This window comes from Eubacteriaceae bacterium Marseille-Q4139 (assembly GCA_018223415.1).
In the GTDB taxonomy this organism is placed as follows: Bacteria; Bacillota; Clostridia; order Lachnospirales; family Lachnospiraceae; genus CABSIM01.
This window is the reverse complement of the sequence record JAGTTQ010000001.1, coordinates 1,852,263-1,875,899: the sequence shown is the minus strand read 5'-3', so window position 1 is coordinate 1,875,899 and position 23,637 is coordinate 1,852,263. Positions and strand designations below refer to the sequence as shown.

At 48.2% G+C, this 23,637-nt stretch carries 22 protein-coding genes and 1 pseudogene; 6 read left to right on the top strand and 17 right to left on the bottom strand.

All coding sequences use genetic code 11. From position 1 onward, the window contains the following. Positions 1 to 48 precede the first annotated feature (48 nt). The 6 genes from KE531_09015 to ytvI all read right to left on the bottom strand — a co-directional run bounded on the left by KE531_09015 (position 49) and on the right by ytvI (position 7,239). Positions 49 to 1,665: an extracellular solute-binding protein gene (locus KE531_09015; GenBank protein ID MBR9953747.1), complete on the bottom strand. Its 1,617-nt coding sequence runs from the start codon at positions 1,663 to 1,665 to the stop codon at positions 49 to 51. Further along, positions 1,662 to 2,537, bottom strand: a complete 876-nt coding sequence (locus tag KE531_09010) for a carbohydrate ABC transporter permease (GenBank protein ID MBR9953746.1) — start codon at positions 2,535 to 2,537, stop codon at positions 1,662 to 1,664. The genes KE531_09015 and KE531_09010 overlap by 4 nt, the downstream gene beginning before the upstream one ends. A 16-nt stretch (positions 2,538 to 2,553) precedes the next feature. Further along, positions 2,554 to 3,441: a sugar ABC transporter permease gene (locus tag KE531_09005; GenBank protein MBR9953745.1), complete on the bottom strand. Its 888-nt coding sequence runs from the start codon at positions 3,439 to 3,441 to the stop codon at positions 2,554 to 2,556. Continuing rightward, a complete protein-coding gene (locus KE531_09000; protein ID MBR9953744.1) occupies positions 3,431 to 4,570 on the bottom strand; it encodes an ABC transporter ATP-binding protein in 1,140 nt (379 codons plus the stop codon). Before KE531_09000 ends, KE531_09005 begins: the two co-directional genes overlap by 11 nt. Positions 4,571 to 4,741: 171 nt before the next feature. Further along, entirely contained in the window at positions 4,742 to 6,073 is a 1,332-nt protein-coding gene (locus tag KE531_08995; protein ID MBR9953743.1) for an HlyC/CorC family transporter, read from the bottom strand. Between the two features lie 35 nt (positions 6,074 to 6,108). After that, positions 6,109 to 7,239: a sporulation integral membrane protein YtvI gene (gene ytvI, locus KE531_08990; protein ID MBR9953742.1), complete on the bottom strand. Its 1,131-nt coding sequence runs from the start codon at positions 7,237 to 7,239 to the stop codon at positions 6,109 to 6,111. 884 nt (positions 7,240 to 8,123) lie between these two features. Here ytvI and KE531_08985 point away from each other — a divergent pair. The 4 genes and pseudogenes from KE531_08985 (at position 8,124) to KE531_08970 (ending at position 11,136) form a co-directional block, all read left to right on the top strand. Continuing rightward, positions 8,124 to 8,402: a type II toxin-antitoxin system RelB/DinJ family antitoxin gene (locus KE531_08985; protein ID MBR9953741.1), complete on the top strand. Its 279-nt coding sequence runs from the start codon at positions 8,124 to 8,126 to the stop codon at positions 8,400 to 8,402. Beyond that, complete coding sequence (locus KE531_08980; GenBank protein MBR9953740.1) at positions 8,399 to 8,689, top strand: type II toxin-antitoxin system YafQ family toxin; 291 nt, start codon at positions 8,399 to 8,401, stop codon at positions 8,687 to 8,689. Before KE531_08985 ends, KE531_08980 begins: the two co-directional genes overlap by 4 nt. Positions 8,690 to 9,177: 488 nt before the next feature. Then, positions 9,178 to 9,762 (top strand): annotated as a pseudogene (locus KE531_08975) (hypothetical protein). 345 nt (positions 9,763 to 10,107) lie between these two features. Then, positions 10,108 to 11,136 carry a virulence RhuM family protein gene (locus KE531_08970; protein MBR9953739.1) on the top strand — a complete coding sequence of 343 codons (1,029 nt, stop codon included), beginning with the start codon at positions 10,108 to 10,110 and terminating at the stop codon, positions 11,134 to 11,136. 154 nt (positions 11,137 to 11,290) lie between these two features. Here KE531_08970 and KE531_08965 read toward each other — a convergent pair whose 3' ends face one another. The 4 genes from KE531_08965 to KE531_08950 form a co-directional block, all read right to left on the bottom strand. Then, positions 11,291 to 12,895: an IS1182 family transposase gene (locus tag KE531_08965; GenBank protein MBR9953738.1), complete on the bottom strand. Its 1,605-nt coding sequence runs from the start codon at positions 12,893 to 12,895 to the stop codon at positions 11,291 to 11,293. Positions 12,896 to 13,018: 123 nt separating this feature from the next. Then, positions 13,019 to 14,368 carry a glucose-6-phosphate isomerase gene (locus KE531_08960; GenBank protein ID MBR9953737.1) on the bottom strand — a complete coding sequence of 450 codons (1,350 nt, stop codon included), beginning with the start codon at positions 14,366 to 14,368 and terminating at the stop codon, positions 13,019 to 13,021. Positions 14,369 to 14,578: 210 nt separating this feature from the next. Beyond that, positions 14,579 to 15,631, bottom strand: coding sequence for a hypothetical protein (locus KE531_08955; GenBank protein MBR9953736.1), 1,053 nt, complete (start codon positions 15,629 to 15,631; stop codon positions 14,579 to 14,581). Between the two features lie 168 nt (positions 15,632 to 15,799). Then, positions 15,800 to 16,492 (bottom strand): 5'-methylthioadenosine/adenosylhomocysteine nucleosidase, encoded by a 693-nt coding sequence (locus KE531_08950; protein MBR9953735.1) that lies wholly within the window; start codon positions 16,490 to 16,492, stop codon positions 15,800 to 15,802. 339 nt (positions 16,493 to 16,831) lie between these two features. Between KE531_08950 and KE531_08945 the strand changes: the two genes are divergently transcribed. Next, positions 16,832 to 17,086 carry a TIGR03905 family TSCPD domain-containing protein gene (locus KE531_08945; protein MBR9953734.1) on the top strand — a complete coding sequence of 85 codons (255 nt, stop codon included), beginning with the start codon at positions 16,832 to 16,834 and terminating at the stop codon, positions 17,084 to 17,086. A gap of 507 nt (positions 17,087 to 17,593) precedes the next feature. After that, positions 17,594 to 18,679 carry an undecaprenyldiphospho-muramoylpentapeptide beta-N-acetylglucosaminyltransferase gene (locus tag KE531_08940; GenBank protein ID MBR9953733.1) on the top strand — a complete coding sequence of 362 codons (1,086 nt, stop codon included), beginning with the start codon at positions 17,594 to 17,596 and terminating at the stop codon, positions 18,677 to 18,679. Here KE531_08940 and KE531_08935 read toward each other — a convergent pair. The 7 genes from KE531_08935 to KE531_08905 form a co-directional block, all read right to left on the bottom strand. Continuing rightward, on the bottom strand, positions 18,664 to 19,194 hold the full coding sequence (locus KE531_08935; protein ID MBR9953732.1) for a sigma-70 family RNA polymerase sigma factor: 531 nt from the start codon (positions 19,192 to 19,194) through the stop codon (positions 18,664 to 18,666). The two genes, KE531_08940 and KE531_08935, sit on opposite strands and share 16 nt — an antisense overlap. Positions 19,195 to 19,211: 17 nt before the next feature. Further along, positions 19,212 to 19,634: an HIT family protein gene (locus tag KE531_08930; GenBank protein MBR9953731.1), complete on the bottom strand. Its 423-nt coding sequence runs from the start codon at positions 19,632 to 19,634 to the stop codon at positions 19,212 to 19,214. After that, the gene (locus KE531_08925) at positions 19,621 to 20,247 is read right to left on the bottom strand and encodes a rhomboid family intramembrane serine protease (protein MBR9953730.1); all 627 of its coding nucleotides are present in this window, start codon (positions 20,245 to 20,247) and stop codon (positions 19,621 to 19,623) included. Before KE531_08925 ends, KE531_08930 begins: the two co-directional genes overlap by 14 nt. Positions 20,248 to 20,373: 126 nt before the next feature. After that, on the bottom strand, positions 20,374 to 21,813 hold the full coding sequence (locus tag KE531_08920) for an FHA domain-containing protein (GenBank protein ID MBR9953729.1): 1,440 nt from the start codon (positions 21,811 to 21,813) through the stop codon (positions 20,374 to 20,376). Further along, on the bottom strand, positions 21,791 to 22,186 hold the full coding sequence (locus KE531_08915; protein MBR9953728.1) for a hypothetical protein: 396 nt from the start codon (positions 22,184 to 22,186) through the stop codon (positions 21,791 to 21,793). The genes KE531_08920 and KE531_08915 overlap by 23 nt, the downstream gene beginning before the upstream one ends. 11 nt (positions 22,187 to 22,197) lie before the next feature. Beyond that, a complete protein-coding gene (locus KE531_08910; protein MBR9953727.1) occupies positions 22,198 to 22,614 on the bottom strand; it encodes a prepilin peptidase in 417 nt (138 codons plus the stop codon). Then, on the bottom strand, positions 22,611 to 23,624 hold the full coding sequence (locus KE531_08905) for a pilus assembly protein (protein MBR9953726.1): 1,014 nt from the start codon (positions 23,622 to 23,624) through the stop codon (positions 22,611 to 22,613). Before KE531_08905 ends, KE531_08910 begins: the two co-directional genes overlap by 4 nt. Positions 23,625 to 23,637: the final 13 nt, after the last annotated feature.

Here is a 23,637-nt window from a genome sequence, read left to right as displayed (position 1 = left end):
ATAGCCGAAACTGGCAGGAAATCAAGAGTTTTGCCCTGATTTTTACAGTTATGGAACGGACGGGCGCCTGTTTTTCGCCCATCTTAGAAGGGCCGCTGCCAGAATACCGATCCAGGTACAGATTAACGTCCCAAGAAGAACCTTCGACGCCGCCGGAAGCTCGCCGAGCTCCGCCTTTCCCGAAGAAGAAAGGGCATGCTCACCCAGGTGGTAGAGCGCCGTCACATCCTCAAACAGTTTCTCCATGTAAGCGTCGTCCACCGTTTCCTTCCGCCTGGTGGACTTACAGACATTCTCAATCATCTGCCCCGCCGCATCGCGCAGGGACGCAGAGCCGTTGAACACCGGCGTCACAAAGGTATCCCCCACATGCTCCAAAAGAAGCTTCGACGCCTTGATTTTCACGTCATAGTACGTATCATTGTCCTCACCGGCCCGAGATAAATAATCCTGGTACGCATCGGAGCTCTGTGCCTTTGACGTTACCGGCACATAGCCCTCCGTCTGGGAATAAGCAATCTGCACCTCATCCGACAGAAGATACTGGGCAAACAGCCAGGACGCCAGAACCTCCTGCGGGTCTTCCTTATTAAAAATACAGACCGACGGCCCCTGTGAGATCATCTGCGGATTCTCCGGTTCAAACTGGGGAATCATCATGACCTCCGTCTCAAACTCCACCAGCGCATCCTCGCTGATATCAGAAAGAGGCGCATCCGTTCCCATCCAGGTTGCCCCGGCCGTAGAGTCGATGGCAAAGACACACTGGCCGGCGTTCAGGAAATTGGCCGGATAGCTGGAAATTTTAAAAGTAGAAAAAGCACCGCTCTTTACATGTCCGGCAATCTCAAACAGCAGTTCCTTTGTGGTATCGTTAAAAATCCGGGTGTCGCCGCTTTCCGTGGAGTAACCTGCCCCTTTTTGCTTTAACATCTGAATCATCATGTTGTCCGTGGACTTATAGATGAACGGGATCATCACATTCTGCCCGTTGACGGCAAAAACCCCGTCGTCATCCTTTTTGGCCGCCGCCTCGGAGACCTCCCAGATAAAATCCCAGGTCAGCGTTTCCGGAAGCGTATAGCCCAGCTTCTCCACGTAAGTTTTATTGATGTAGCATGCCTCCGTGGAGCGCATGAACGGCACCGCATAGTAAGAACCATTTATGGAACATTCCTCGAGGAACTGCGGGATGATTTCCTCCTTTGACGGCCCGTCAAACAAAAGCCCGCTGCCGCCAAGGCCATATGTTTCATCTGCAAACAGCCCGTCAAGAGGCACCACCACCTCATCACCGGTCAGATACGTGGCGATGTGATCCGGGTACGTGATACAGACATTTGGCGTCGTCCCCGTGGAAATATTTGTAATTACGTCATTGTATATTTTCCCGTAGTCGGTATAAAGCCGCAGGTTCACGGTAATGTTTGGATACATTTCCTGAAAATCTTCAATGGCCTGCTTATAAATATCCGTCTGACGCTTGTTGGTATCGTTTTTGGCCCAGAAGGTCAGCTCATACTGCTTTCCCGTATCAAAGCTCTCCGGCACCGAAAAGCTCTGTGCCTCCTGGGAGCCGTGGCAGCCGGAAAGAGACGCTGCCAGGGAAACCGCCAAAAGCCCTGTGACGGCACACCGGCGCAGCTTCTTTAAACTCCAAATCATCCCTTCAGCCCTCCTCTCGAAACGCCCTCCATGATTTTCTTTCGGAAAACCAGAAACAGGACGATGAGCGGCACGGAAATCACCACCACAGCCGCCATCATGGCAGGGATATTTTCCCGGCCAAACCCGTTTTCCCGGATCTCCTGAATCCCGTTGGACACCAGGAAATACGCCGGGTCGTCGGTGATGAGCCGCGGCCAGACATAAGAGTTCCAGCACTCGATGATTTTCAGGATCGTGATCGTGACGAGCGTGGGCCGGCAGATAGGGATCAGAACCTTAAACAAATACTTGAGATCCGATGTCCCGTCCACCTTGGCGGCCTTATAGAGCTCGTCCGGCACCTGCTCAAAATTCTCCTTTAACAGATAGATGTAAAAAACCGAAGTCACCGACGGAAGAATCAGCCCCGCGAAGGTATTCCGCATGTTCCAGTCGGTGATCGTCGTAAAATTCGTGATTACCACCAGCTCCGTGGGGATCATCATCAACGCCAGAAACAGCGTAAACAGCACATTTTTCCCCTTAAACTCCAGCCTGGCAAAGGCGTAGGCCGACAAGGTGATGACAACGACCATGAGCGCCGTGGTGATGGCGGCAAAGATCACCGTATTGGCCAGATAGCCGCCCAGAGGCACCGTCGTGAATGCGTCCCTGTAATTCTCGAGCGTCGGCGCCGCCGTATAGAGCTTCGGCACATGTTCCGCGTTGTAGGAGCCGTAGCTTTTTACAGAAGTCAGAACCATCCAGTAAAAGGGAAACAGCACCACGACGGCCCAAAGGGCCAGAAGCACATACGTAATCCCCTTTAAAACCGCATTTTTCCGCCTGGCATTCCGTTCGATGGTTTCGTAATCCGTATGATGTTCCATGGAAAAAACCTCTCAATCATGCACGTGTTTTCTTGCTTATCATCAGGTTGATGCAGGTGATCGTCAGCACAATCCAGAACAGGAGAACCGCAGCCGCCGACGCATAGGACGGAAAGCCGCCGCTGTCCCCGTACAGCATGTCATAGACGTATCCCACAATCGTGTTCATGCCGGCCGCATTGAGATCTGTTCCGAACAGGGCCACAGCGTCGCTGTATGCCTTAAAGGCGCCGATGAAGCCGGTGATAACCAGGTAAAAAATCATGGGCGAAATCATGGGCAGAGTGATCTTAAAAAACGTCCGCGCCCGCGATGTCCCGTCCACCCGCGCCGCCTTGTAATAGTCGGGATTCACCGACGCCAGCGCGCTTGTGAGAATCAAAATCTTAAAGGGCAGAACCACCCACACCGTATAAAAACAAAGGACAAACATTTTCGCCCAGTAAGGCCCGTCGATAAAATCCACGGATTCGCCGCCGAACCAGTGAATCATCAGATTCACCAGGCCGTCGGTGTACTCCGTCTTCTGAAACAAAATCATGAACACCAGCCCGACTGCCAGCGTATTCGTCACATAGGGCAGAAAATAGATGGTCTGGAACAGTTCCCTGAGCGGGCGGATGGAATTTAACCCCACGGAAATCAAAAGCGCAAGCCCTGTGGAGACCGGCACCGTGATAATCACGAGGATAAAGGTGTTTTTTAAGGCCTGAAGGAAATACGGGTCATGAAGCACATAAGAGTAGTTGTAAAAGCCCAGGCTAAAATACGTCTGGGAGGCAAAATTGTAGCCCTCCTCAGCCGAATAGACAAACACGTCAATGAGCGGGTACACCATGAAAACCGCCAGAAAAAGAAGCGCCGGCAGAAGATAGAGCCACGCCTTCCCATTATTATGATTCATGTTCCACTCCCTCTTTCGCCTGTCCGTCACCGAAAAAAATCCGTTCACCAGCGGCCCGGTCAAACAGGAAAACTTTATTTGGCTTTAGCGAAAACCGCACGGAAGAAGCGCCGGGCTCCGTCATCGCCTCTGCGCTTATGATGGCGCGCAGAATGCCGCTTTCTGACTCGAGAGCCGGATGGACGGCAACGATGCTCACGTCGCGTCCCATGACCTCCACACGGCTTAAGCCGCAGTGCATGGGCCCGTCTTCGTCTGGGACAAAGCCCTCCGGGCGGATGCCCACAGTCACTTCCTGATCCGCCACGCCTGACGCATCAAGCACCGCGTCTTCGCCCAGGTACAGCATGCCGTCTTTCACCTTCCCGCCGAACACGTTGATGGGCGGCGTCCCCAGAAACTTTGCCACAAAAAGGTTGGCCGGACTGTCATAGACCTCCTGGGGCTTTCCCGTCTGCTGCACCACGCCCTCCTTCATGACGACGATCCGATCAGAAATACTCATGGCCTCCTCCTGGTCGTGGGTCACAAAAACCGTGGTGATGCCGGTAGCCCGCTGGATTTTCCGGATTTCCTCCCGTGTCTGGAGCCTGAGCCTCGCGTCCAGGTTGGAAAGCGGCTCGTCCAGCAAAAGCACCCGCGGCATTTTCACAAGCGCCCGCGCGATGGCAACCCGCTGCTGCTGGCCGCCGGAAAGCTCTCCCGGCTTCCTGTCCATGAGCCCGTCGATCTGCACCAGCCTGGCGGCTTCATCGGCCTTTTTTCTCATTTCTTCTTTCGTGAGTTTATCCTTTCCCTTCAAATTCTCAAGGGGGAACAGGATGTTCTGCCGGACAGTCAGGTGGGGGTAGAGGGCATAATTCTGGAACACCATGCCCACGCCGCGGTTTTCCGGCGGCAGCGCCGTCACATCTTCCTCGCCAAAATAGATTTTCCCCTCGGTGGGCGTTTCCAGCCCGCAAATCATGTTGAGGGCTGTGCTCTTTCCGCAGCCGGACGGCCCTAAAAGCCCGATTAAAAGCCCATCCGGGATTTCAAAAGAAACATGATCCACCGCAGTCACCTCGCCCTGGGCCCGGCGCCCGCGGTTCGGAAATTTTTTCGTCAGATTTTCAAGTACAATCTTCATAGCAATCTCCCTTTCTCTCCTACATGATTATAGCCGAGTTTTCCTGATTTCTCAAGGGGATGCAAAAGAAAACAAAGGAGAGGGCGGCTGTTCGTCCCTCTCCTTATCCGCCTGCTGCGGCATTAAAAAACGCTGCCGCGGGATATGTAGTTCCCGCAAAAAGGCCATATTCTATTCTTTGGAAGTCTCCGCCTCGTCCGAATCCGTTCTGGCTTTTTCCAGCTTGCTCACAAGCGCTGTCACAACCTGGTGCTCACGGATTTCCATGACCTTGATGGAAAGTCCGGCTGTCTCCACTTCCGTCTGCGTCCCGTCCTGGGGAACAGAGCCGAGCGCCTCAAAAACAAGTCCGTTAAAGGTGTCATATTCATCGCTCTCAAGCGGCATCTCAAGTGCTTCGGAAACTTCCTCTAAAGATGCGCTTCCATGTACCTTCCAGGTATTCACATCCAGCTTCTCCACGGCCACAGGCTCCGGACCGAGAAGCGCATCGTCACTTAACTCGCCCACAAGCTGTTCCAAAAGATCGTTCATCGTCACAATGCCCGTCATCCCGCCGTACTCATCCAGCACCACGGCAAAGCTGCTGCGGTTTCTCTTCATGTTCCGGAACAGCACGTCGGCCTTCACGCTGTCCGGCACAAAATACGCCGGCTTCACGGCCTTTTTCATAACATTTTCCCTGCTCTTATCTTCTATGCGGAAGTAGTCCTTGGCATTTAATATGCCCACCACCTTATCGGCTGTTTCCTCGCAGATCGGGAAAAGGGAATGGCGGCTCTTATAGATGGTTTCCTTCCATTCCTCCATGGTCTCATCCATCCATAAAAACTCCACATCCGTCCGGTGGGTCGCAATATCGCTGGCCGTCAGGTCATCGAACTCAAACACGTTCTGGATAAACTCCTTTTCCTCGCTGTCGATGGCGCCTTTTTCACTTCCGGCGTCCACCATCATCCGGATGGACTCCTCGCTGACATCCTCCTCGTCTGCATTGGGGTCAATGCCGAGGAGCCGCAGGATTGCGTTGGTAGAATTCGTCAAAAGCCATACAATCGGGGCGAACAGCTTTGCAATCAGGCTGATGAGGCCGGACATCCCAAGGGCCAGCGCCTCGGCCTTCTGCATGGCCACACGTTTCGGCACCAGCTCACCGAAAATCAGCGTGACATAGGAAAGCACCAGCGTAATCAGCACGACGGCAATGGCATCCAGCGTAGCGGCCGGGATCCGGACACCGAAGGACTGAATGAGCGCCACCAGCTCGTCAGAGAAGTTCTCTGCCGCAAAGGCACTTCCAAGGAAACCGGAAAGCGTGATGGCAACCTGAATTGTCGCCAGGAACCTGGCCGGCTGTTCCGTCAGCCTGGAAAGCCGGACGGCCCGCTTGTCACCCTCTGACGCCAGCTTTGCAAGCCGGCTGTCACTCAGCGAAATCACCGCAATCTCCGCACACGCAAATATGGCATTACATGCAATCAATGCTGCCTGAAGCAAAAGCATAAACAATACTGAATCTTCCAAAATTATCTCCTCTCTTAACTCAATGACTCATTTTGTTCTTTTATTTTTGTACCGGTTTTCCCTTCCCCCGGCTTCTTAAAAAGCTGCACCGTCCCTGTGTCATTCAGGTGGCGCAGGAGCGAAAGGCCGATGGGAAATCCAAACAGGCCGATGACGCCGAAAAGCTGTGCCCCAAGGAACATGCTGGCAAGCGTCACCACCGGATGCAGGCCGATCTGGCTTCCAACAATTTTAGGCTCCAGAATATTCCGGATTACCGTAATTGCCACATAGACGATCAGCAGCCGAACCGCAAGGGCGAGATCTCCGCGGAACGCCTCCAGGATCACCCACGGAATCATGATGCCGCCCGTCCCGAGTACCGGCAGAATGTCAAACACGGCGATAAACAGAGCAATCGCAACCGAATACTCGACGCCGATAAGCGTAAGCCCCACCGCCAGCTCCACGAAGGTGATGGACATGATTAAGGCATACGACCGGATGCACACAAACAGCGTCCCCACCACATACTCTTTTATCTGGAGAAAAATCTTCTTCGTCCTCCCGCTCATCTGATCCATACAGAAGCCGGTCAGCGCATCATAGTCCATGGCGATAAAGAAGCTTGCGATAATCATTAACACCAGCCGGATAAAGAACGCCGGCAGGGAGGACGCCATGCCAGACAGAACTCCCATGACCTCCACTGAAAGTCCCGTTACCTGCTGTCCAAGGGAATTCAAAAACTGCTCCCAAACCGCATTCAGCTGATTTAAAAGCTCCGGATCCTGGTACAGGAAGAATTCCTCTGCGCTCTCAAAAAAGGATGTCAGAACCGGCTCTGCGTACTCCGCATAAAGTCCCGGCAGGTTCACGATAAACTGGCTCACGCCCGAAATGGCCCGCACCGATAAAAATGCCAGAAACAGCCCGATGGTTCCGTAAAACAAAAGCACCGTCAGAAGCGCCGCTGCCCGGCGGCCGAGCCTGAGCTTTTCCGCCAGGAACCGGATTGGCCGCTTCAGGCAGTAGGCCAAAAGAAAGGCCAGCACAAACGGCATCAGCGCCGGAAGGCCGTACCGCAGCAAAAGGAATGCCGCAGCCGCCAGTATGGCAAAGTATGCCACATTGATAATAAATCTCAATCGTTTTTCTATTTTCAAATCAACCTCCATTTTCTTTCAGGATTCTCTGCATCGGAGGATGCCTCGCTGGATGGCTCTTTATTCCATATGTAGGGATATGGAACAAAAAAGGCATAGTCCAGCGGCCCCCGTGAAAAAGGGGACTGGTCTATGCCTGTATTATTTCTGTTATTATTTCGGTCGGCGTCGCTGTCCTCAGTGTCAGTGTCGTCCATGATTGTTATGTAGCTTCCTCCTGTAAGAATATAGGGACATTATACAGATAGGGGAGAGAGCTGTCAATATGAGAGGCGCGTTCTTTGCGGGATATGAACATGGGAGGAAGAAAAGGCGTATTTAGAGATATAGAGATGGCTCGCTGAATAAATCATTCTTTTTTCAAAAGAAAAAAGGAACCACATTCCTGTGATTCCTCAAAGAGGCGACGACCGGATTTGAACCGGTGATAAGGGTGTTGCAGACCCAGAGCGAATATCCCTGAAAGCCTGATAAACACTGCATATTTTTTATGATCCTACCACGCTGGTGAACTATTGGTGAACTATTTTAACACTTTAGACGCGGCGGCTCACATTTTCTATCTTTCATCTGTCCAAAACAGACTTATTCTTCCGCCCAGAAACTTACTGCTGAACGTATTATTCTATATCTATGTGTGAATGAAAATCTGGGAATCTCGCTTACAAAACGGGAGTTTCATTTACAAAATGGGAATCTCACTTACAAAACAGGATTTTAAATTACAAAAAGAGATTCTTGGATTACAAACGGGACTCTCAGATTGCTATTTACCCAAGCAATGATCTCTTTTGATGAATTTAGAATTAAATTTTCGTGCATAGTATTGTTTTCTTCGTGCAAATAGCATATACTAAAAGTGCCAGCAGAAAGGGGTTGATGATATGGCTGGAAATACCACAAACATCAGTATCCGCATGGACGCGGATTTGAAAGCACAGGCCGATGCCCTGTTTGCGGAACTCGGCATGAATTTGTCTACGGCGTTCAACATCTTTGTGCGCCAGTCCCTTCGTGAAGGCGGTATTCCCTTTGAAGTGAAACTGGAACAGCCCAACAAAGAAACGCTTGCTGCCATGCTGGAAGCGGAAAGGATTGCAAAAGACTCGTCCGTAAAGGGTTACAATGACCTAGACGAGTTGTTTGCTGACCTGAAAAGATGAGGAAAACAAAGTACACTGTCAAGTACACGACGAGTTTTAAAAAGGACTACAAACGGGCAATCAAGCGCGGTCTGAAAATCGAATTGCTGGAACAGGTGGTGGCGTTGCTTGCAATGGGCCAACCGCTACCAGAAAAAAACCGCGATCATGATTTGTCCGGCGATTGGGTAGGCCACCGGGAATGTCACATTCTCCCAGACTGGCTACTCATCTACCGTATTGAAGATGATGTGCTGGTGCTGACACTGGCTCGCACCGGGACGCACAGCGACTTGTTCGATAAATGAGCGGATTGCCGCCGTATGGGGAAACCTGTACGGCGGTTTTTCTGTACAAGGGTACTTCGTGAAACGCGACGCCCTTCGCAGGAGGTACTGAAACGCCGCAGTCTTTACCGCTCCGACTCCCGGTCTTTGGTCTGTTCTGTTCCTGGCTGGCAAGGTGGTCGGCGGCCTTTTCAACTGTTCCACCGCTTTAGGTTCTTCCCGCATAGCTCTCATGTCCATGTACTTTACATCCTTTGCAGCGGTCGGAGTTATCCCAGAAAACCGGGCCGGTTAAAGCGGGTTCCAGAAATACTATCATAAGTGAAGTGGGTGGGGTTCGGAAGTCTGTTCCGGCGAGCGCATTCCTCCAACATCTGCTTTTGTAATCTAATAATAGACAAAATAAATTACCTACTCACTAATAGGAGAAATACAGGGTACTTAGCGGAACTGTTTTTACGGAGAATCCAAGAAATTTTCAAAAATATTTTTGAAGGGAGGTGTCTGTGGTGTTCGACGATCCCGAAAGATATAAACATGACAGCTTTTATGAGGAAGATACTGACTATGAAGATGAATATGATGCGGACGATTCCGATTACATAGTCGATGACGAAGAAAATGCCCTTTGGGTCGATGACGAAGAAGAACCCGCTGACGATCTTCCCGAAAAGAAGCGAAGGAAACGGAAGAACCAAGTTGTTCTTGCTGACAATAATACGGATACCAAAGAAACCGAATTATCCGAACAAGCCATGCGGCAGATCGAAAAAGACGAACAACTCATCGAAGAACTGGAAGCTGATGCCGAGGAACATCCTTTTGAGGATGGTACTGACGAGGAAGAACCAGAACGTAAGAAACTCAAACGAGAGCTGCGAGCAGAAGCCCTTGTACGATTGGAGGATTCCGCCAGAACACAGCGGGCGTTTGAAAATGTGATTGCATGGTGGGACAGGCTAGACGCCAACCGGGAGCGCAGAGAACGCTATCATGAACCCAGCAGAAGCGGTGATGATGTTCCTCTTGATTACGGGACATCTGCCAATGAACTCTTTTTCCCGGATGCGCTGAACGATGCGCTGGAAAAGCAGCCACTAATGACCTTATTAGAGAAAGATTTTTAGAAGAAAATATGACGGAGATTGATTCATGGGAAAAGAAATCGTATAATGGATAATATAAATTGAAGTTATCTAGGTTACAATACATGAAGATTATGATACCCTGAACGATAAAACCCGGCAGATGATGTTCAGCTTTATGCTGACCGATAGCGAAAACCCGATTAAGCTTTGCAGGCATTGTACCAAAGCCTTTGTCGCAAGCAGACCAAGTGCTGTGTTTTGCAGCCCTCAGTGCAAGAATAAGCATAATGTTTATAAAAGTAGAGCGAGAAAAAACAGCTCCGATAAGGAATGATTGGATGGTGATACATAATGGCTGAAAACAAGAATACAAAGTTGCAGATCCGAAACAGCACGGTGGATTTTCTTGTCTTTACAAAGGATGCCCACGAGGATGGTATTGAAGTTCGTGTTCAGGATCATGATGTATGGCTGACACAAAAAGCGATTGGACAGCTTTTCGATGTAGACAGAAGCGTTGTCACAAAACATTTGAAAAACATCTATGAAAGCGGCGAATTGTCCGAGGAATCAACTTGTGCAAATTTTGCACAAGTTGCGGATAACGGAAAAACCTATCAATATAAGTTTTATTCGCTATCTGCCATAATTGCCGTTGGCTACCGTGTAAACTCCGGCAGGGCAACACAATTCAGGCAATGGGCAACAAAAGTGCTGGATACCTTTACGAAGCAAGGGTATGTTTTAGATAAGAGCAGATTGATTAACGGTCAAATCTTCGATGAGGATTATTTTGATCACTTAATTTCTGAGATACAAGAGATTCGAGCCAGTGAGCGCCGTTTCTATCAAAAGATTACAGACATCTATGCTACTGCCGTCGATTATTCCTTTGATAGCCAAATCACGAAAGATTTCTTTGCGACAGTACAGAATAAGATGCACTATGCCGTTCACAGAAATACCGCAGCGGAAGTCATTGTAGCAAGAGCAGACCACACAAAAAAACATATGGGATTAACCTCATGGCGCAACGCTCCTGATGGAAAAATCGTAAAAGCAGATGTGTCGATTGCAAAAAATTACTTATCCAAGGGTGAAATACAGGAGCTTAACGAAATCGTTACGATGTATTTGGACTACGCTACAAGACAGGCACGTCGGCATATTCCCATGACGATGGCAGATTGGGCTTCCAAACTGGATGCATTCCTGCAATTCAACGATGCGGAAGTCTTACAAAACAAAGGTAAAGTTACAGCCGCAATCGCAAAAACCTTTGCAGAAAGTGAATTTGAGCAGTACCGTGTCATTCAAGATCGTCTGTATCAAAGTGATTTTGACCGTCTTGTTGCCGGCACAGAAGAAAAAAACGACTAACGACAGAAAAGGGAGTGTCGCAAAATCATCAAAATAGATGATTGAGCGGCACTTCCGCTCGTTACAGCAAAAAATCCGGCGCTCCCTCTGGTTTCAGAGCAGATCGCCGGATTTTTGCCGTACTTTAATAAAACCTTTCGGTTTTATGATTTTTCTATGCAGTTTTTACTTCAAACAGATGGCTTCCTGTCCGGCCATTTTGGATCTTAGCATGCAATTTATTCAGATTATACCCCAGGCACAGCAGAAGGATCTCCAGTTTTACCTTCGTTTTCCCTCTCAGCAGAAATCTCTGGAATTCATAATCGTTTTTCAACACCCCAAAGGCTCCTTCTACTTGAATCGAACGGTTTGTCCGATACTGGATCCCTTTTTCGCTTATGATGTTCTCATAAGATTCCCGACGCTTTTTCAAAAAGTTTTTGGAAAGATACAGCCTCTTATTTCCCTTTGCCCTCGTACATTTTTTCTTATACGGACATCCGCCGCAATCCTCACATTCATATACTGTTACCTCGGACGGATAGCCGCTTTTGCTTTTCTGCTTCTTTTTAAACACTTCTCTCAGTGTTTTTCCTGCATGGCAGGTGTAGGTGTCTGTCTCTTCCTTATACGCCATATTTTCCCGTTTGCTGATGTCTTTCTTAAAACTTCTCTTTTTCCATTTTTCGTAGGTCTGCGGTTTGATGTAAGGGATCTGACCCTGGCTTTTCAGATATTCATAAGCCTCTTCGCTTTCATACCCCGAATCCGCAGTCACACTGGGATATCGAAATCCCAGGTTCACTTCCATGTTTTTCAGAAACGGCACCAGTGTCCATACATCATTCCGATCCTGAAAAATCCCAGCTGCCACAATGTATTCGCTGTCCACTGCGATCTGGACGTTATATCCAGGTTTCAGCTGGGCATTCCTCATATGATCATCCTTCATGTGCATAAAAGTGGCATCCGGATCCGTCTTGCAGTAGTTATTCCGGCCCTGGAAACTAGCTGTATGCCAGTCATAGATCGTCTGGCGTTCCAGAAACCGGCGGAACAGTTCCAGATATTTTTGATTCCGGCTTTTGCGTTTTCCTCTTCCATGTACCAAAATCGTCCCATCCAGACGGCATCGTTCTTCCAGAAACCGGCAGATTTCCTGAAGATCCTGGGTACGGCTTTCCTCTCCCACATGGAACCCGCAGATATAATCCTGGTTCAGAAGACAGACTGCCTCCTGAATCCGTTCGTACATCTTTGCTTCCCATTTCCCCACCGATTTCTTCCAGACGAAGGTATATTTATTGGCACAGGCTTCCAGTTTTGTCCCATCAATAAATACGGTTTCTTTTGATAATTCTCCGCTTGCTTCCAGGCGGCAGACCATCTGGTAGAACAGATTTTCACAGGCATCTGCCAGAAAACCGGTTCGGAAACGGGCAATGGTGCTGTGATCCGGTGCTTTTTGTCCGGCAAGCAGCCACATAAAGTTGATGTCGCGTCTGCATGCGGTTTCAATTTTTCTGGATGAATAGATGTTCTGGGAATAGGCATAAGTCAGGATCTTGAACATGGTCTTTGGGTCCACTGCCGGATTTCTGCCTTTGGCAGAGTAAGCCTGATACAGCAAGCTGTAATCTAAATCCTCCAATTCGTGGCTCAGCAGTCGAACAGAATCATCATCAGGAACCAAACCTTCCAAATTTAATGGCAAAACCAGTTGATAAGGCTCACCGAATTCGGTATAATTTTTATGGTATTTTAATTTACTGGTCATATCTTATTATACCATGGATTACGGGCTCTTCAGGGTCCGTTTTCTGTTTTCAGGGCATAAAAAAGGAGCCGCTGCTCCATAGATGATTACTCATCTATTTTGCAACGGCTCCTTTATTTACAATTACAGCCTCTTTAACAACGCTTCCCGCGCTTCTTCATAGCCTGGCTTTCCAAGCAGAGCAAACATATTTTTCTTATAGCTCTCTACGCCAGGCTGATTAAACGGATTCACGCCTAAAATATAGCCGCTGATTCCGCATGCAAATTCAAAGAAATAGAAAAGCTGCCCCAGGCTGAATGCATCCTGTGCCGGGATCTTCACCATCAGGTTCGGCACGTTGCCGTCCGTGTGTGCCAGAATGGTGCCGTTCATGGCACTCTTGTTCACGAAATCCACATTCCTGCCAGCCAGATAGTTCATTCCGTCCGTATCCACTTCCTCTTCCTGCAATACAATTTCTGCCGGAGATTCTTCTACATTGAGAACTGTCTCAAACATGATACGCGCACCATCCTGGATAAACTGGCCCATGGAGTGCAGATCTGTTGTCAGGTCTACGGCTGCCGGGAAAATTCCGCGCTGGTCTTTTCCTTCACTTTCCCCATAAAGCTGTTTCCACCATTCAGAAACATAATGAAGGCTCGGCTCATAATTTGCTACGATTTCAACCTGCTTTCCTTTTCTAAGCAGGATATTGCGGACTGCCGCATACAAAAGGGCCGGATTCTCTTCATATTCTGCTTCCAATGCAATCGTTCTCGCGTGGGCTGCGCCTTCCATCAAGCCGTCAATGTCAGCTCCGCTGACTGCAATCGGCAGAAGTCCCACGGCCGTCAGAACAGAGAAACGGCCGCCCACGTCATCCGGTACGACAAAGGACTCATACCCTTCTTCCGTTGCCAGATTCTTAAGGGCCCCCTTTGCTTTATCCGTCGTCGCATAGATTCTCTTATTCGCCTCTTCTCTCCCATATTTGGAAATCAGCATTTCCTTAAATACACGGAAGGCGATGGCCGGCTCCGTCGTTGTGCCGGATTTTGAAATGATGTTGATGGAGAAATCTTTGCCCTCCAGCACATCCTGAAGATCACGCATATATTTGCTGCTGATGCTGTTGCCGACAAAATAGATTTCCGGAGTTTTTCTTCTGCTCTTAGGCAGCATATTATAAAAGCTGTGAGACAAGAACTCGATTGCTGCTCTGGCTCCCAAATAAGAACCGCCGATTCCGATTACCAGCAGCACATCGGAATCTTCCTGTATCTTTGCCGCCGCCTTTTTGATTCTGCTGAACTCTTCCTTGTCATAATCAACCGGCAGATCAATCCAGCCAAGGAAATCATTTCCTGCACCTGTTTTTTCTGTCAGAACTTTTTTGGCCTCCAGAACCGTGCCTTTCATATTGACAATTTCTTCTTCCCGGATAAAATCAGATGCCTTTGAATAATCAAAAATCAATTCTTTGCTCATCGCTACTTCTCCTTTTCTTGTGTCGAATTCCAACAGCTTTATTATACCATGTCCGCTGGGCGGCCATGGTGCCTCCGGCGGAACTTAGCGCCTGGATTTCTGCGGCAAGCGCAGAAACCAGAATGCGCAGGTATAATATTCTCGCTGTGAATATTATACCATCTGCCGCCGGGCATTACAATGCTGCCGGCCATTTTACTTCCTGCAAGATTAAGAAAAATACTCTTGCAGGATCTCGCCAAGCAATTTCAGTTCCTCCGGATGCAGCGTTCTCTTGGCCTTATCCCCCGACTGCTTGTCCTGGGTTTTCAGGCCGTCTTTCCTGTCGGCTTCCCGGCTTGCTGCAATCTGCTCCAGGCTCTCCTTCAAATAACGGATACTCTTCTCCAGCTCGTCCCCATTTTCCATGGCTGTCATTTCAGCATTTCCATTTGCTGATGCAAATTCCCGTTCTCCGTCTTTCTTCCGCGACAGCAGGGAGAATCTTCCGCCTGACCTTTCCGCCTGCTGCTTTCCGTCCTTTTTCTGTCCTGCTTTCTCCCGCTCGGACTGAAGAAGTCCTTTTCTTCCTTTGTCCTCATCTTCCGAATCCCCGTCTAAAAACGGTTCCGCTTCCCCGCTCATCCGCTCTATCTGTTCTTTTCCGGTCTTTCCTTCTTCCCGACGAATCTCACGCACTTTTGCTTTCGTTGGTTTCAATATGGAAAGCTTTTCTTTTTTCTCCGCTTCTGCCGCATCCTCTGCCCTGTCCACGGCTCTATAAAAATGAGGCGAATTTTCCACATAATCCACGAGACAATCAGAAAGCTGCTGGCGTTTCGCCGATACGTTCGCCCCGTTATCCACGAATATCATAAATAAACCAGAAAGGATTCCCATTGCTCCGTAAAGAACGATATAATAGGAATCGCATCGGTACCAGTAGGATGCAAACGCCGCGATCCCACCGGTCAGGAAACACAGGATCATCGCCTGCATGGAAAAATTATCCCAGCTATCAAGCGAAATTTTCAGGAAACGGAATCCATATATCTGTTTTTCTATGTAGGCAGTCGTATTGCGGATCCCGTGGTTAATAAGGAACACATTCTCGGTCTTTTGCTTCAGCGTTTTCAAATTCTTATTCTTTGTAAGCGCCATGTTGCCGGTTTCTTTAATCAATCTTTTGTAGAGGCTGCTCGTCAGTAGTTTGCTGATGATCCCTAGCGCGCAGATCGCCGCCAGTGCATACAGCACCTTTCCGGTTTGTAAAACTTGTAGCATATTAAGCTCCCCTTTCTTCTCCAGATTGTTCCAGATGATGATTCCCATTATAACCACCTCGAACTTTTTTGAGAAGATACAGAAGCCAAAAATCGTTCGTCAAATACCGGGGAAATTCGATTCTTAAGGGGTTCAGAATACAGCTCAGGCACCCTGCATTTTCCCGGCTTACAGCTTCTCCAGCATTGCTTCAACAAGCCGAACCGCATGTCTGATAGCGGCAGCTTCAAAAGTCTTATAATCTACGGCAACACTGTCGTCAGCCTTATCAGAGATCGCCCGGACGATCAGGAAAGGAACCTGATTTAAATACGCAGCCTGTGCGATGGCTGCCCCCTCCATTTCCGTGCAGTCCCCCTGAAACGTCTCCCGCAGCCATTTTTTCTTTTCCCCGCCGCCGATAAACTGATCGCCGCTCACGATCCGGCCGGAAAACGTCCGGATATCCGGATTTGCCTGCTGGCAGCATTCCAGACCGATCTGAAGAAGCCGCTCATCTGCCTTGAACGCTTTCGTGTCCATCTGCGGAATCTGACCCAGCTCATATCCAAAAGACAGTGCATCCACATCATGCTGGACTGCGTCCACGGACAGCACAATATCGCCAATGTTGATTTCCTCGTTCAGGGATCCTGCAATACCCGTATTCAGAATTCCCTCTACATGATAATGATCCACAAGAATCTGACTGCACACTGCTGCATTGACTTTTCCAACTCCAGAGCGCACAACGACAACATCTTTTCCCTTAATCTTCCCCTCACGGAACTTCATCCCGGCCACAGTCTTCACGGTCACCTCCGGCATCATGCCGCAGAGCTGCTCAATCTCGTTCTCCATTGCACCAATAATACCCAGCATCATTTTTCTCCTTTTTACCATGAAATTCTTTCGATTACTTTTTTTGCGGAGCACCGGCACTTTCGCCCCTTCCGCCCTCTATTATACATGAAGTCTTTCCCGGCGGGCAATGGCTTTTTTCCCCTTTTCATTGACCATTTGCGACTGCTTCTATAAAATCCGGCGGTGCCCCACGGATCCAGCATCCGGCCTGTATGCCTGTCCCTAAAAACCTCATTACGCAGACGAAGCAAAATTCCTTTGCCGCGCTTGACAAATCACACTTTTATTATGTATAATCCAGTGGATATTAGCTTAGAGTTGCGATAGGTTTCTGTCGCCTGGAATGGAGGAAAAGAAATGGTGTACCAGACACACGGAGTTTGTTCCCGTGAAATTACATTCGACGTTGTAGATCATAAATGCGTAAATGTTCGCTTTAAAGGCGGATGTTCCGGAAATACTCAGGGAGTTGCCAGACTTGCAGAAGGCATGGACATTGACGAGGTTCTCCAGAGAGTGGAAGGAATTAAATGCGGCGCACGCCCCACATCATGTCCCGACCAGCTTGCACGCGCTATCAGACAGTATAAAGAAGAAAACGGTCTGGCCTAATTTACGAATTTGTTTAGAGAGCCGTCGTCTCAGCAGAAAGATTTACTGAGACGTACGGCTCTTTCACTCTTTATTCTGTCATCCATTATAAAATTTTATTTCTGCATTCTTTACACATCCCGCACTATTTCATAAACCATCCCCTTTCCAAAGAATTTATATATAAAAGGCCTTTTTATATATCTGCTTTGCATTTTGGAGGAAACCGAATGCCATCCGGTCTGCCGGATGCACCGTCCAAAACTGTCTCATTTTAAAGGGCAGCTTATCCTCCTATAAATATAATCGTATTTTTTTCTGAATTGTGACAGATTTTTTTCAAAAATTGAAAATTTTCATTTCCCATATCCGTTCTTCCTGCCGTCAGTTTCATATCTTCCCTCAGGAATGGATACCTTTTATCAATTCCCCGCCTGCAATTTCGGGTTTGGGGTTGACAATTCTCCCTCAGCCGTTACTATTAAATTAGCCAGCACGCATGTGCAGATTCAGGGAGGCATATCAAATATGAAAACCATTATTCTAACCGGCGGCGGAACTGCCGGACATGTTACCCCAAACCTTGCCCTTCTCCCCGCGCTCAGAGAGAACGGTTATGACATCCGCTACATTGGTTCCTATAACGGCATCGAGCGAAAGCTGATTGAAAACGCCGGGATTCCTTATGACGGGATATCCTCCGGAAAGCTGCGCCGTTATTTTGATCTTAAGAACTTTTCTGACCCGGTTCGTGTCCTGAAGGGTTATTATGAGGCCAGAAGGCTTCTGAAAAAGTATAAGCCTGACGTCATTTTTTCAAAAGGCGGATTTGTTGCCGTACCCGTCGTCCTGGCCGCCAAACATTATAAAATTCCAACGATCATTCATGAATCCGACATGACACCGGGCCTTGCAAATAAGCTTTGCATCCCATCTGCCAGACAGGTGTGCTGCAATTTCCCGGAGACTATGAAGTACCTTCCCCAGGAAAAAGCAGTTTTAACCGGATCACCGATCCGTTCAGAGCTTTTAAAAGGCGACCGCCTTGCCGGACTTCAATATACGAATCTCTCTGCTGCCAAACCGATCCTTCTGGTTATCGGCGGCAGCTTAGGCTCCGTCAAAGTCAATCAAGCGGTTCGTCAGGTACTCCCCCGGCTTCTCGCAAAATTTCAGGTCATCCATATCTGCGGAAAAGGAAATCTGGATGAAACGCTGATCGGAACTTCAGGATATGTCCAGTATGAATATGTGGACAATCCCTTAAAACATTTATTTGCTGCTGCCGATCTGGTCATTTCCCGAGCCGGGGCTAACTCTATCTGCGAAATCCTCGCGCTCAGAAAGCCGAATATCCTGATCCCGCTTTCTGCCTCTGCAAGCCGCGGCGATCAAATCCTCAATGCCGCCTCATTCTCCAAGCAGGGCTTTTCAACGGTTCTGGAGGAAGAAAAGCTTTCTGATGAAACACTGTTGGATGCCATTCAGCATACCTTTGAAAACAGGCGGCAATTCATTCAGGCCATGGAAAAAAGTCCGCTTACAAATGCTGTTGATACGATTATTGATCTCATCAATCAGGCGGCGTCTGAAGGCTCTCAGTCTCGGAAATGATCCAGCCTTTCCCTCAGCATTTTTCTGGCCCTTGATATCCGGGAGCGGCACGCCGCTCCCGAAATTCCAAGCATTTCTGCGATTTCCGGTTCCTCATACCCTTCAATAAAATACATAAGTGCCGGTTCTCTCCAGACAGCTTTCATGCCCTCAATACGGTTCTGTACCATCTGATACTTCTCTTCATGCAGGATCATTTCCAGCGGATCCCTGCACGCCCGTTCTTCCCTCGTCAGGCTCTCCACCGGGTTTGACTCCAGACTTATCTTTTCATAATGACTGTTCTTCCTGTAAAAATCAATACTCCTCCGTTTTACGATACAAGCCAGCATCCTTTTTGCCTCTGCCTCATTCAGTTCCTGAAAATATCTGGAAGAATAATACGCCCAGAACGCTTCCATAACCACATCTTCCGCGTCGGCATAAGGGACGCCATTATCAAACGCTATTTTCATATACAGTTTTGCATATTTTTCAATCAGCATTTGCAGCAGCTCTTCATCTTCGCGCCGCATAAATTCTCCTTTGTAAACTATATTTCTAATGCTTCTTTAATTTTTTCAGCCGTCTCCGCAAGGATTTCCGGTGCCTCTTCTCCCGGCGTCCAAGTCACGATTTTAGGACCGCCTTCGTATCTCGGAATAATATGCACATGGAAATGAAAGACCGTCTGTCCGGCCGCCGCACCGTTATTCTGAACCAGGTTAAAGCCTGCACATCCTAAGGATTTCTTCATCGCCGTACCGATTTTGGCTCCCAGAGGAAGAACGCGGGCTGCTGTCTTTTCGTCCAGTTCACAGACATCCTTAAAATGCTCTTTCGGAAGAATCAGCGCATGCCCCTTTGCCGCAGGCCCCAGATCCAGAATCACACGGAAATCGTCGTCCTCATATATTGTTGAGGATGGAATCTCCCCATTTGCAATCTTACAAAAGATACAGTTATCGTCTCTCATAATCTATCTCTCCATTCCACTTTTTCTTACGGGGCTTCCGATACAGGATACCTCCAAAAAGAATTCCCAGAACAAGGCCTGATATGTGGGCGGCATTGTCGATACCAACACTGGTAAATCCAAAGTACAGGGAAAACGCAATCATAACCACCAACTGCCTGGTGCTTAGATCCTCTAATCTCCCTTTATTGACCGCCACTGCATAGAGCAGTCCCCCTATTACACCAAATATTGCTCCGGAGGCACCGGCCGATACCGTAAGCACATCCGGTTCCTGAAAATACAGGGAGATCCAGCCTGCCCCAATACCGCAGCAGAGGTATAAAATCAGATACTTCACATGACCCAGGGCCCTCTCCAGATTATCTCCAATCACGAACAGAACCAGCATATTGTTGATAAGGTGGTTAATACCGAAATGCATGAACATTGCAGTAAACAGGCGGTAGTATTCGTGATCTTTGAGAACTGCCGCGGCCTCCATCGCTCCTTTGTGATACATAAAAAACACATCACCCGTGGAACCTGCTGTCTCTAAATACAAAAAATACAGGACATTTACTGCAATCAATATGCCATTCACATATGCTTTTCTGTCGGAGGGATATTCCATGTTCTTCTGCCTCCTTTATTTTGCTATGAACAGTATAGCATATTTCTTCAAGCTTATCAATGGACAGTCATAACTGTTCTTTTTCTTTTCTTATCTGAATATATCTTATTCATACTTACATTTACTTTACATGAATTGAAATTGCAGTCCGGCAATTTCTATGGTTTCTCCGACTCTCAGTTCACAGGTCTCATTAGCCTCAAGCTTCCGTTCTCCAACCTTTGTCCCATTGGTCGAATTCAGATCCGTCAGGGAAAATCCATTTTCTGTTCTGTCGATTCTTAAGTGAAGCCGGCTTACCCCAGGGCTTTCCAGACAGTAATCCGCCAAATTTCCGTTTTTACCAATAATAAATGGGAAATAGCGTATTTTTATTTCCTCTCCTCCTTTTTTAGGGATCAAGCGCCGGATATCCTTATCTGCCTCTCCCTCCGATAATAGAACCGTTTGAAATTCGTCCTCCTGTTCCCTCTCTTCTTCGCATTTCCCATACTCTGCCATCAAGGCATTCTGGTATGGGAATTCTTCTCTTGTCTCCGGTTTTCTCTGCCGTCCCAAAATATCATCTGCCCTGCGTACAGCCGCATACCCCTGACGTTCTGTATCTGTCTCCAGTCCTCTGTCCTCGTCTTCCCAATATCTGACTTCCCAGCTTTCTTCTTTCCCGTTCTTCTTTTTTTCTTCAGTTCCTTCCCCGTCATCCCCGCCCCTCCGTTCTGCCGCCGCTGACACAGCGAAAGCAAGACCGCAGAGAAGAAGCACAGCCGCAAGCAGCATCGGCCAGAAATTTTGTACCGTATAGAGCAAATCCCCTTTCTGTATCCATACTGCGGCCGCTAAACCAACCAGGAGAACCACGAGAACCCCACTGTATATGTACTTCTTGCTGTGTCCGGTGTTTAGGACTTCTGTTTTTTTCGGAACCGCGGTTTCTTCGCGGATAATATCCCGCGTCCATTCCAAATCCCTGCTTTCACTTTTTCTATCTTCTTCTTGTTCTTCCTCTCCTTCTTCCTGATATTCCCCTGCGCGAATGACCTGTTCAATAGCATCCAGTCCAAAATTTTCTTTTCTGCTTTCCTGAAAAATCCCAAAGGCAAGAACAACCGCTTTTGTATCCCGATGGCTGATATGATTCAGCAGATATGTCGTCAGATTCCGAAACGCCTCCATAAAATCTGTACGGTATCCCGGAATCAGGCATAAAAAACACTGAAAAGATTCTGGTTCTACATAGATATATTCCGGTTCCAGGCACAGCCGGCTCTCATCCAGCAGATACCGCTCAAGCTGTTTTAACGTGTATAAAAGATCTGAAACAAGGCGGTATATCTCCTCCCCATTTAAGTTCCGGTATCCCAGAACCCGATCCAACGGCTGTTTTGAGGTAATATCATAATAAAACTGTGCCTGGCCGTCTACTCTCTTCACATGAAATGCAAGAAGTCCTGATATCACATTTTCAAGGAGCATTTTTTCTGTGTACCGTTCTGTTTTATTCTCCTCCGGTTTTATAATTAAATAATTCCGGTTCATCTCCCGCCTATATTCCGCCGTTATCTTCATTCTTTCCGTCCCTCTTTTCCAACAACGCCTGTACTTGCCTTAAAAAAGTTTCAGGACAGCTCTGTTTCATTTCAATTTGTTTTTCCCATTCCCCGGCAGCCGCGCGGCCGTTCACACTCTTATTCTCTATTTCCAACTCTGCATCATATGTGCCAAGCCATAAGCGAGGATTACCTCTTTTTTCGGCCAGCTCCGAAATATCCTGCGCTGCGCCCTCTTCTGCCCTAGTTCTGGCAACTTCCACCGCTTCCTGCAAAATCATTGTCCCAGTCACTTCATCATGAAGAATATAGGCCTCCTTTACCACAAAACCAAGCGTCCATAAAACAATTCCCATAACCAGGGCAGCTTCCACCGTAAAACTGGCCTCCATGCCTGTCTGCTTTACAAAAAAGTCAGACAGAGTCCGGCCGGCAGCAGAAATGGGAGAAACGGCAGCCGTTTCTTTCCCGCCTGGCCATTTCGCATCCTTGCGAAAACAATCCAGAATAAACTGTATATGCTGCACAAAATGAGGCCGGATAGCAGAAGCACCAGATTCTCTTCCAGTTTCAGATACAAACCTGCAACCGCGAAAAACCATCCGTCTCCTCTCCCAATCTCTCCTCCCGTTATTGTACTTAAGAAAAGCAGCATTCCACCAATTCCTGAAGACAGTATATAGCTCCATAACTCTTCTCCTGAACCAATTCGAAAGAAAATCCCTGTTACCCCGAAGAAAAGCAGACATCCCCGGCTGATACTGTGAAACCGCATATCCTGCCAAGCCGCCGACAGAAGGTACAGAAAAAATATGTTCATTTTCCGGTTTCTCCCCTCTCCCTGCACACAGAACAACAGCCAAGATACTCTACTTCCTCAAGCGGAACTTTTCTCACATAGGATATCATTGCACTGCAAGACATATCTGCGTGATAATGTTCACCTCCCTGGGTCACATAAACGACACCTGCCGCCGTATTTTTACAGCAGCGGACACACGGCTTATAATACCTGCCGGCAGAATTTTTCGTACTGTCTGCCGCCTCTGCGTCGATGGTTCTATATTCATTTGAAATGTAGTGGCAGTCCCGATATAAATGATATTTTCCCATCCCGCTTCCAACGTACACCATCTCCTCATCTCCTGTACCGCCCTGATTACTGTCCGCGGTACTCTCAAGCTTCCCTTCCGTCCCTATCCACACTCTCCTCAAAGCAGCCGCATGCATGGAGATCCCGGAATTTATAGCAGGAAAAAACGGGATTTTCTCACCATATTCAACATCCAGACAGACGTTGCCATCGGAATCCGGGACTTCCGCCTTCCGTACCCAAATACCGTTTGCCTCCGGAAAAACAGCTTTGATTTTTCCATACAGGACGGCACCAGAAGCCGCATCTCCCACTTTTCCCAGCCAGTCATAAGCTGCCCGAAGATCAGGATCCTCATCTCCTGGAGCCTCCGGAAGTTCGGTTCCTTTTTGCAGCAGATCTGCCGCAAAATAGTACCGGCTCAGCTCTCCGCAGAACTCCTCTGTCACTGTCTGGATCTGCCTCTGTCTGTCGAGCCAGCGTATTGGCTCCATCAGCGCCGCTGCCAGCATCAGAAATAAAGGAAGGCAGACGGCAGCCTCTATGGTCAAACTGCCTTCATACATTCTTTTTGAGAGCAAGGTGAATCGCAGTACCTTCTTTCCGTGGTGGATCCTGTGATTTAGGGGGAAATTACCAGGTACTTGGAGAGACTTAGTAACTTTCATGAGGTCTGGAGTTTTCAACAAAAAAAGACAAAAAATGTGTATGTTTATCATTTTGCGGAAAGAAGGCACCGCGATTCACCTC

Coding starts and splice junctions, on each gene's coding strand:
- KE531_08955 (MBR9953736.1), bottom strand. CDS start 15,631: ATGCTACAAGTTTTACAAACCGGAAAGGTGCTGTATGCACTGGCGGCG.
- KE531_08920 (MBR9953729.1), bottom strand. CDS start 21,813: ATGAAGATAACGGCGGAATATAGGCGGGAGATGAACCGGAATTATTTA.
- KE531_08965 (MBR9953738.1), bottom strand. CDS start 12,895: ATGACCAGTAAATTAAAATACCATAAAAATTATACCGAATTCGGTGAG.
- KE531_08970 (MBR9953739.1), top strand. CDS start 10,108: ATGGCTGAAAACAAGAATACAAAGTTGCAGATCCGAAACAGCACGGTG.
- KE531_08995 (MBR9953743.1), bottom strand. CDS start 6,073: ATGCTTTTGCTTCAGGCAGCATTGATTGCATGTAATGCCATATTTGCG.
- KE531_08960 (MBR9953737.1), bottom strand. CDS start 14,368: ATGAGCAAAGAATTGATTTTTGATTATTCAAAGGCATCTGATTTTATC.
- KE531_08925 (MBR9953730.1), bottom strand. CDS start 20,247: ATGGAATATCCCTCCGACAGAAAAGCATATGTGAATGGCATATTGATT.
- KE531_08985 (MBR9953741.1), top strand. CDS start 8,124: ATGGCTGGAAATACCACAAACATCAGTATCCGCATGGACGCGGATTTG.
- KE531_08950 (MBR9953735.1), bottom strand. CDS start 16,492: ATGCTGGGTATTATTGGTGCAATGGAGAACGAGATTGAGCAGCTCTGC.
- KE531_09010 (MBR9953746.1), bottom strand. CDS start 2,537: ATGGAACATCATACGGATTACGAAACCATCGAACGGAATGCCAGGCGG.
- KE531_08930 (MBR9953731.1), bottom strand. CDS start 19,634: ATGAGAGACGATAACTGTATCTTTTGTAAGATTGCAAATGGGGAGATT.
- KE531_08980 (MBR9953740.1), top strand. CDS start 8,399: ATGAGGAAAACAAAGTACACTGTCAAGTACACGACGAGTTTTAAAAAG.
- KE531_09005 (MBR9953745.1), bottom strand. CDS start 3,441: ATGAATCATAATAATGGGAAGGCGTGGCTCTATCTTCTGCCGGCGCTT.
- KE531_08935 (MBR9953732.1), bottom strand. CDS start 19,194: ATGCGGCGCGAAGATGAAGAGCTGCTGCAAATGCTGATTGAAAAATAT.
- KE531_08945 (MBR9953734.1), top strand. CDS start 16,832: ATGGTGTACCAGACACACGGAGTTTGTTCCCGTGAAATTACATTCGAC.
- KE531_08915 (MBR9953728.1), bottom strand. CDS start 22,186: ATGGAGGCCAGTTTTACGGTGGAAGCTGCCCTGGTTATGGGAATTGTT.
- KE531_08940 (MBR9953733.1), top strand. CDS start 17,594: ATGAAAACCATTATTCTAACCGGCGGCGGAACTGCCGGACATGTTACC.
- KE531_09000 (MBR9953744.1), bottom strand. CDS start 4,570: ATGAAGATTGTACTTGAAAATCTGACGAAAAAATTTCCGAACCGCGGG.
- KE531_08910 (MBR9953727.1), bottom strand. CDS start 22,614: ATGAACATATTTTTTCTGTACCTTCTGTCGGCGGCTTGGCAGGATATG.
- KE531_09015 (MBR9953747.1), bottom strand. CDS start 1,665: ATGATTTGGAGTTTAAAGAAGCTGCGCCGGTGTGCCGTCACAGGGCTT.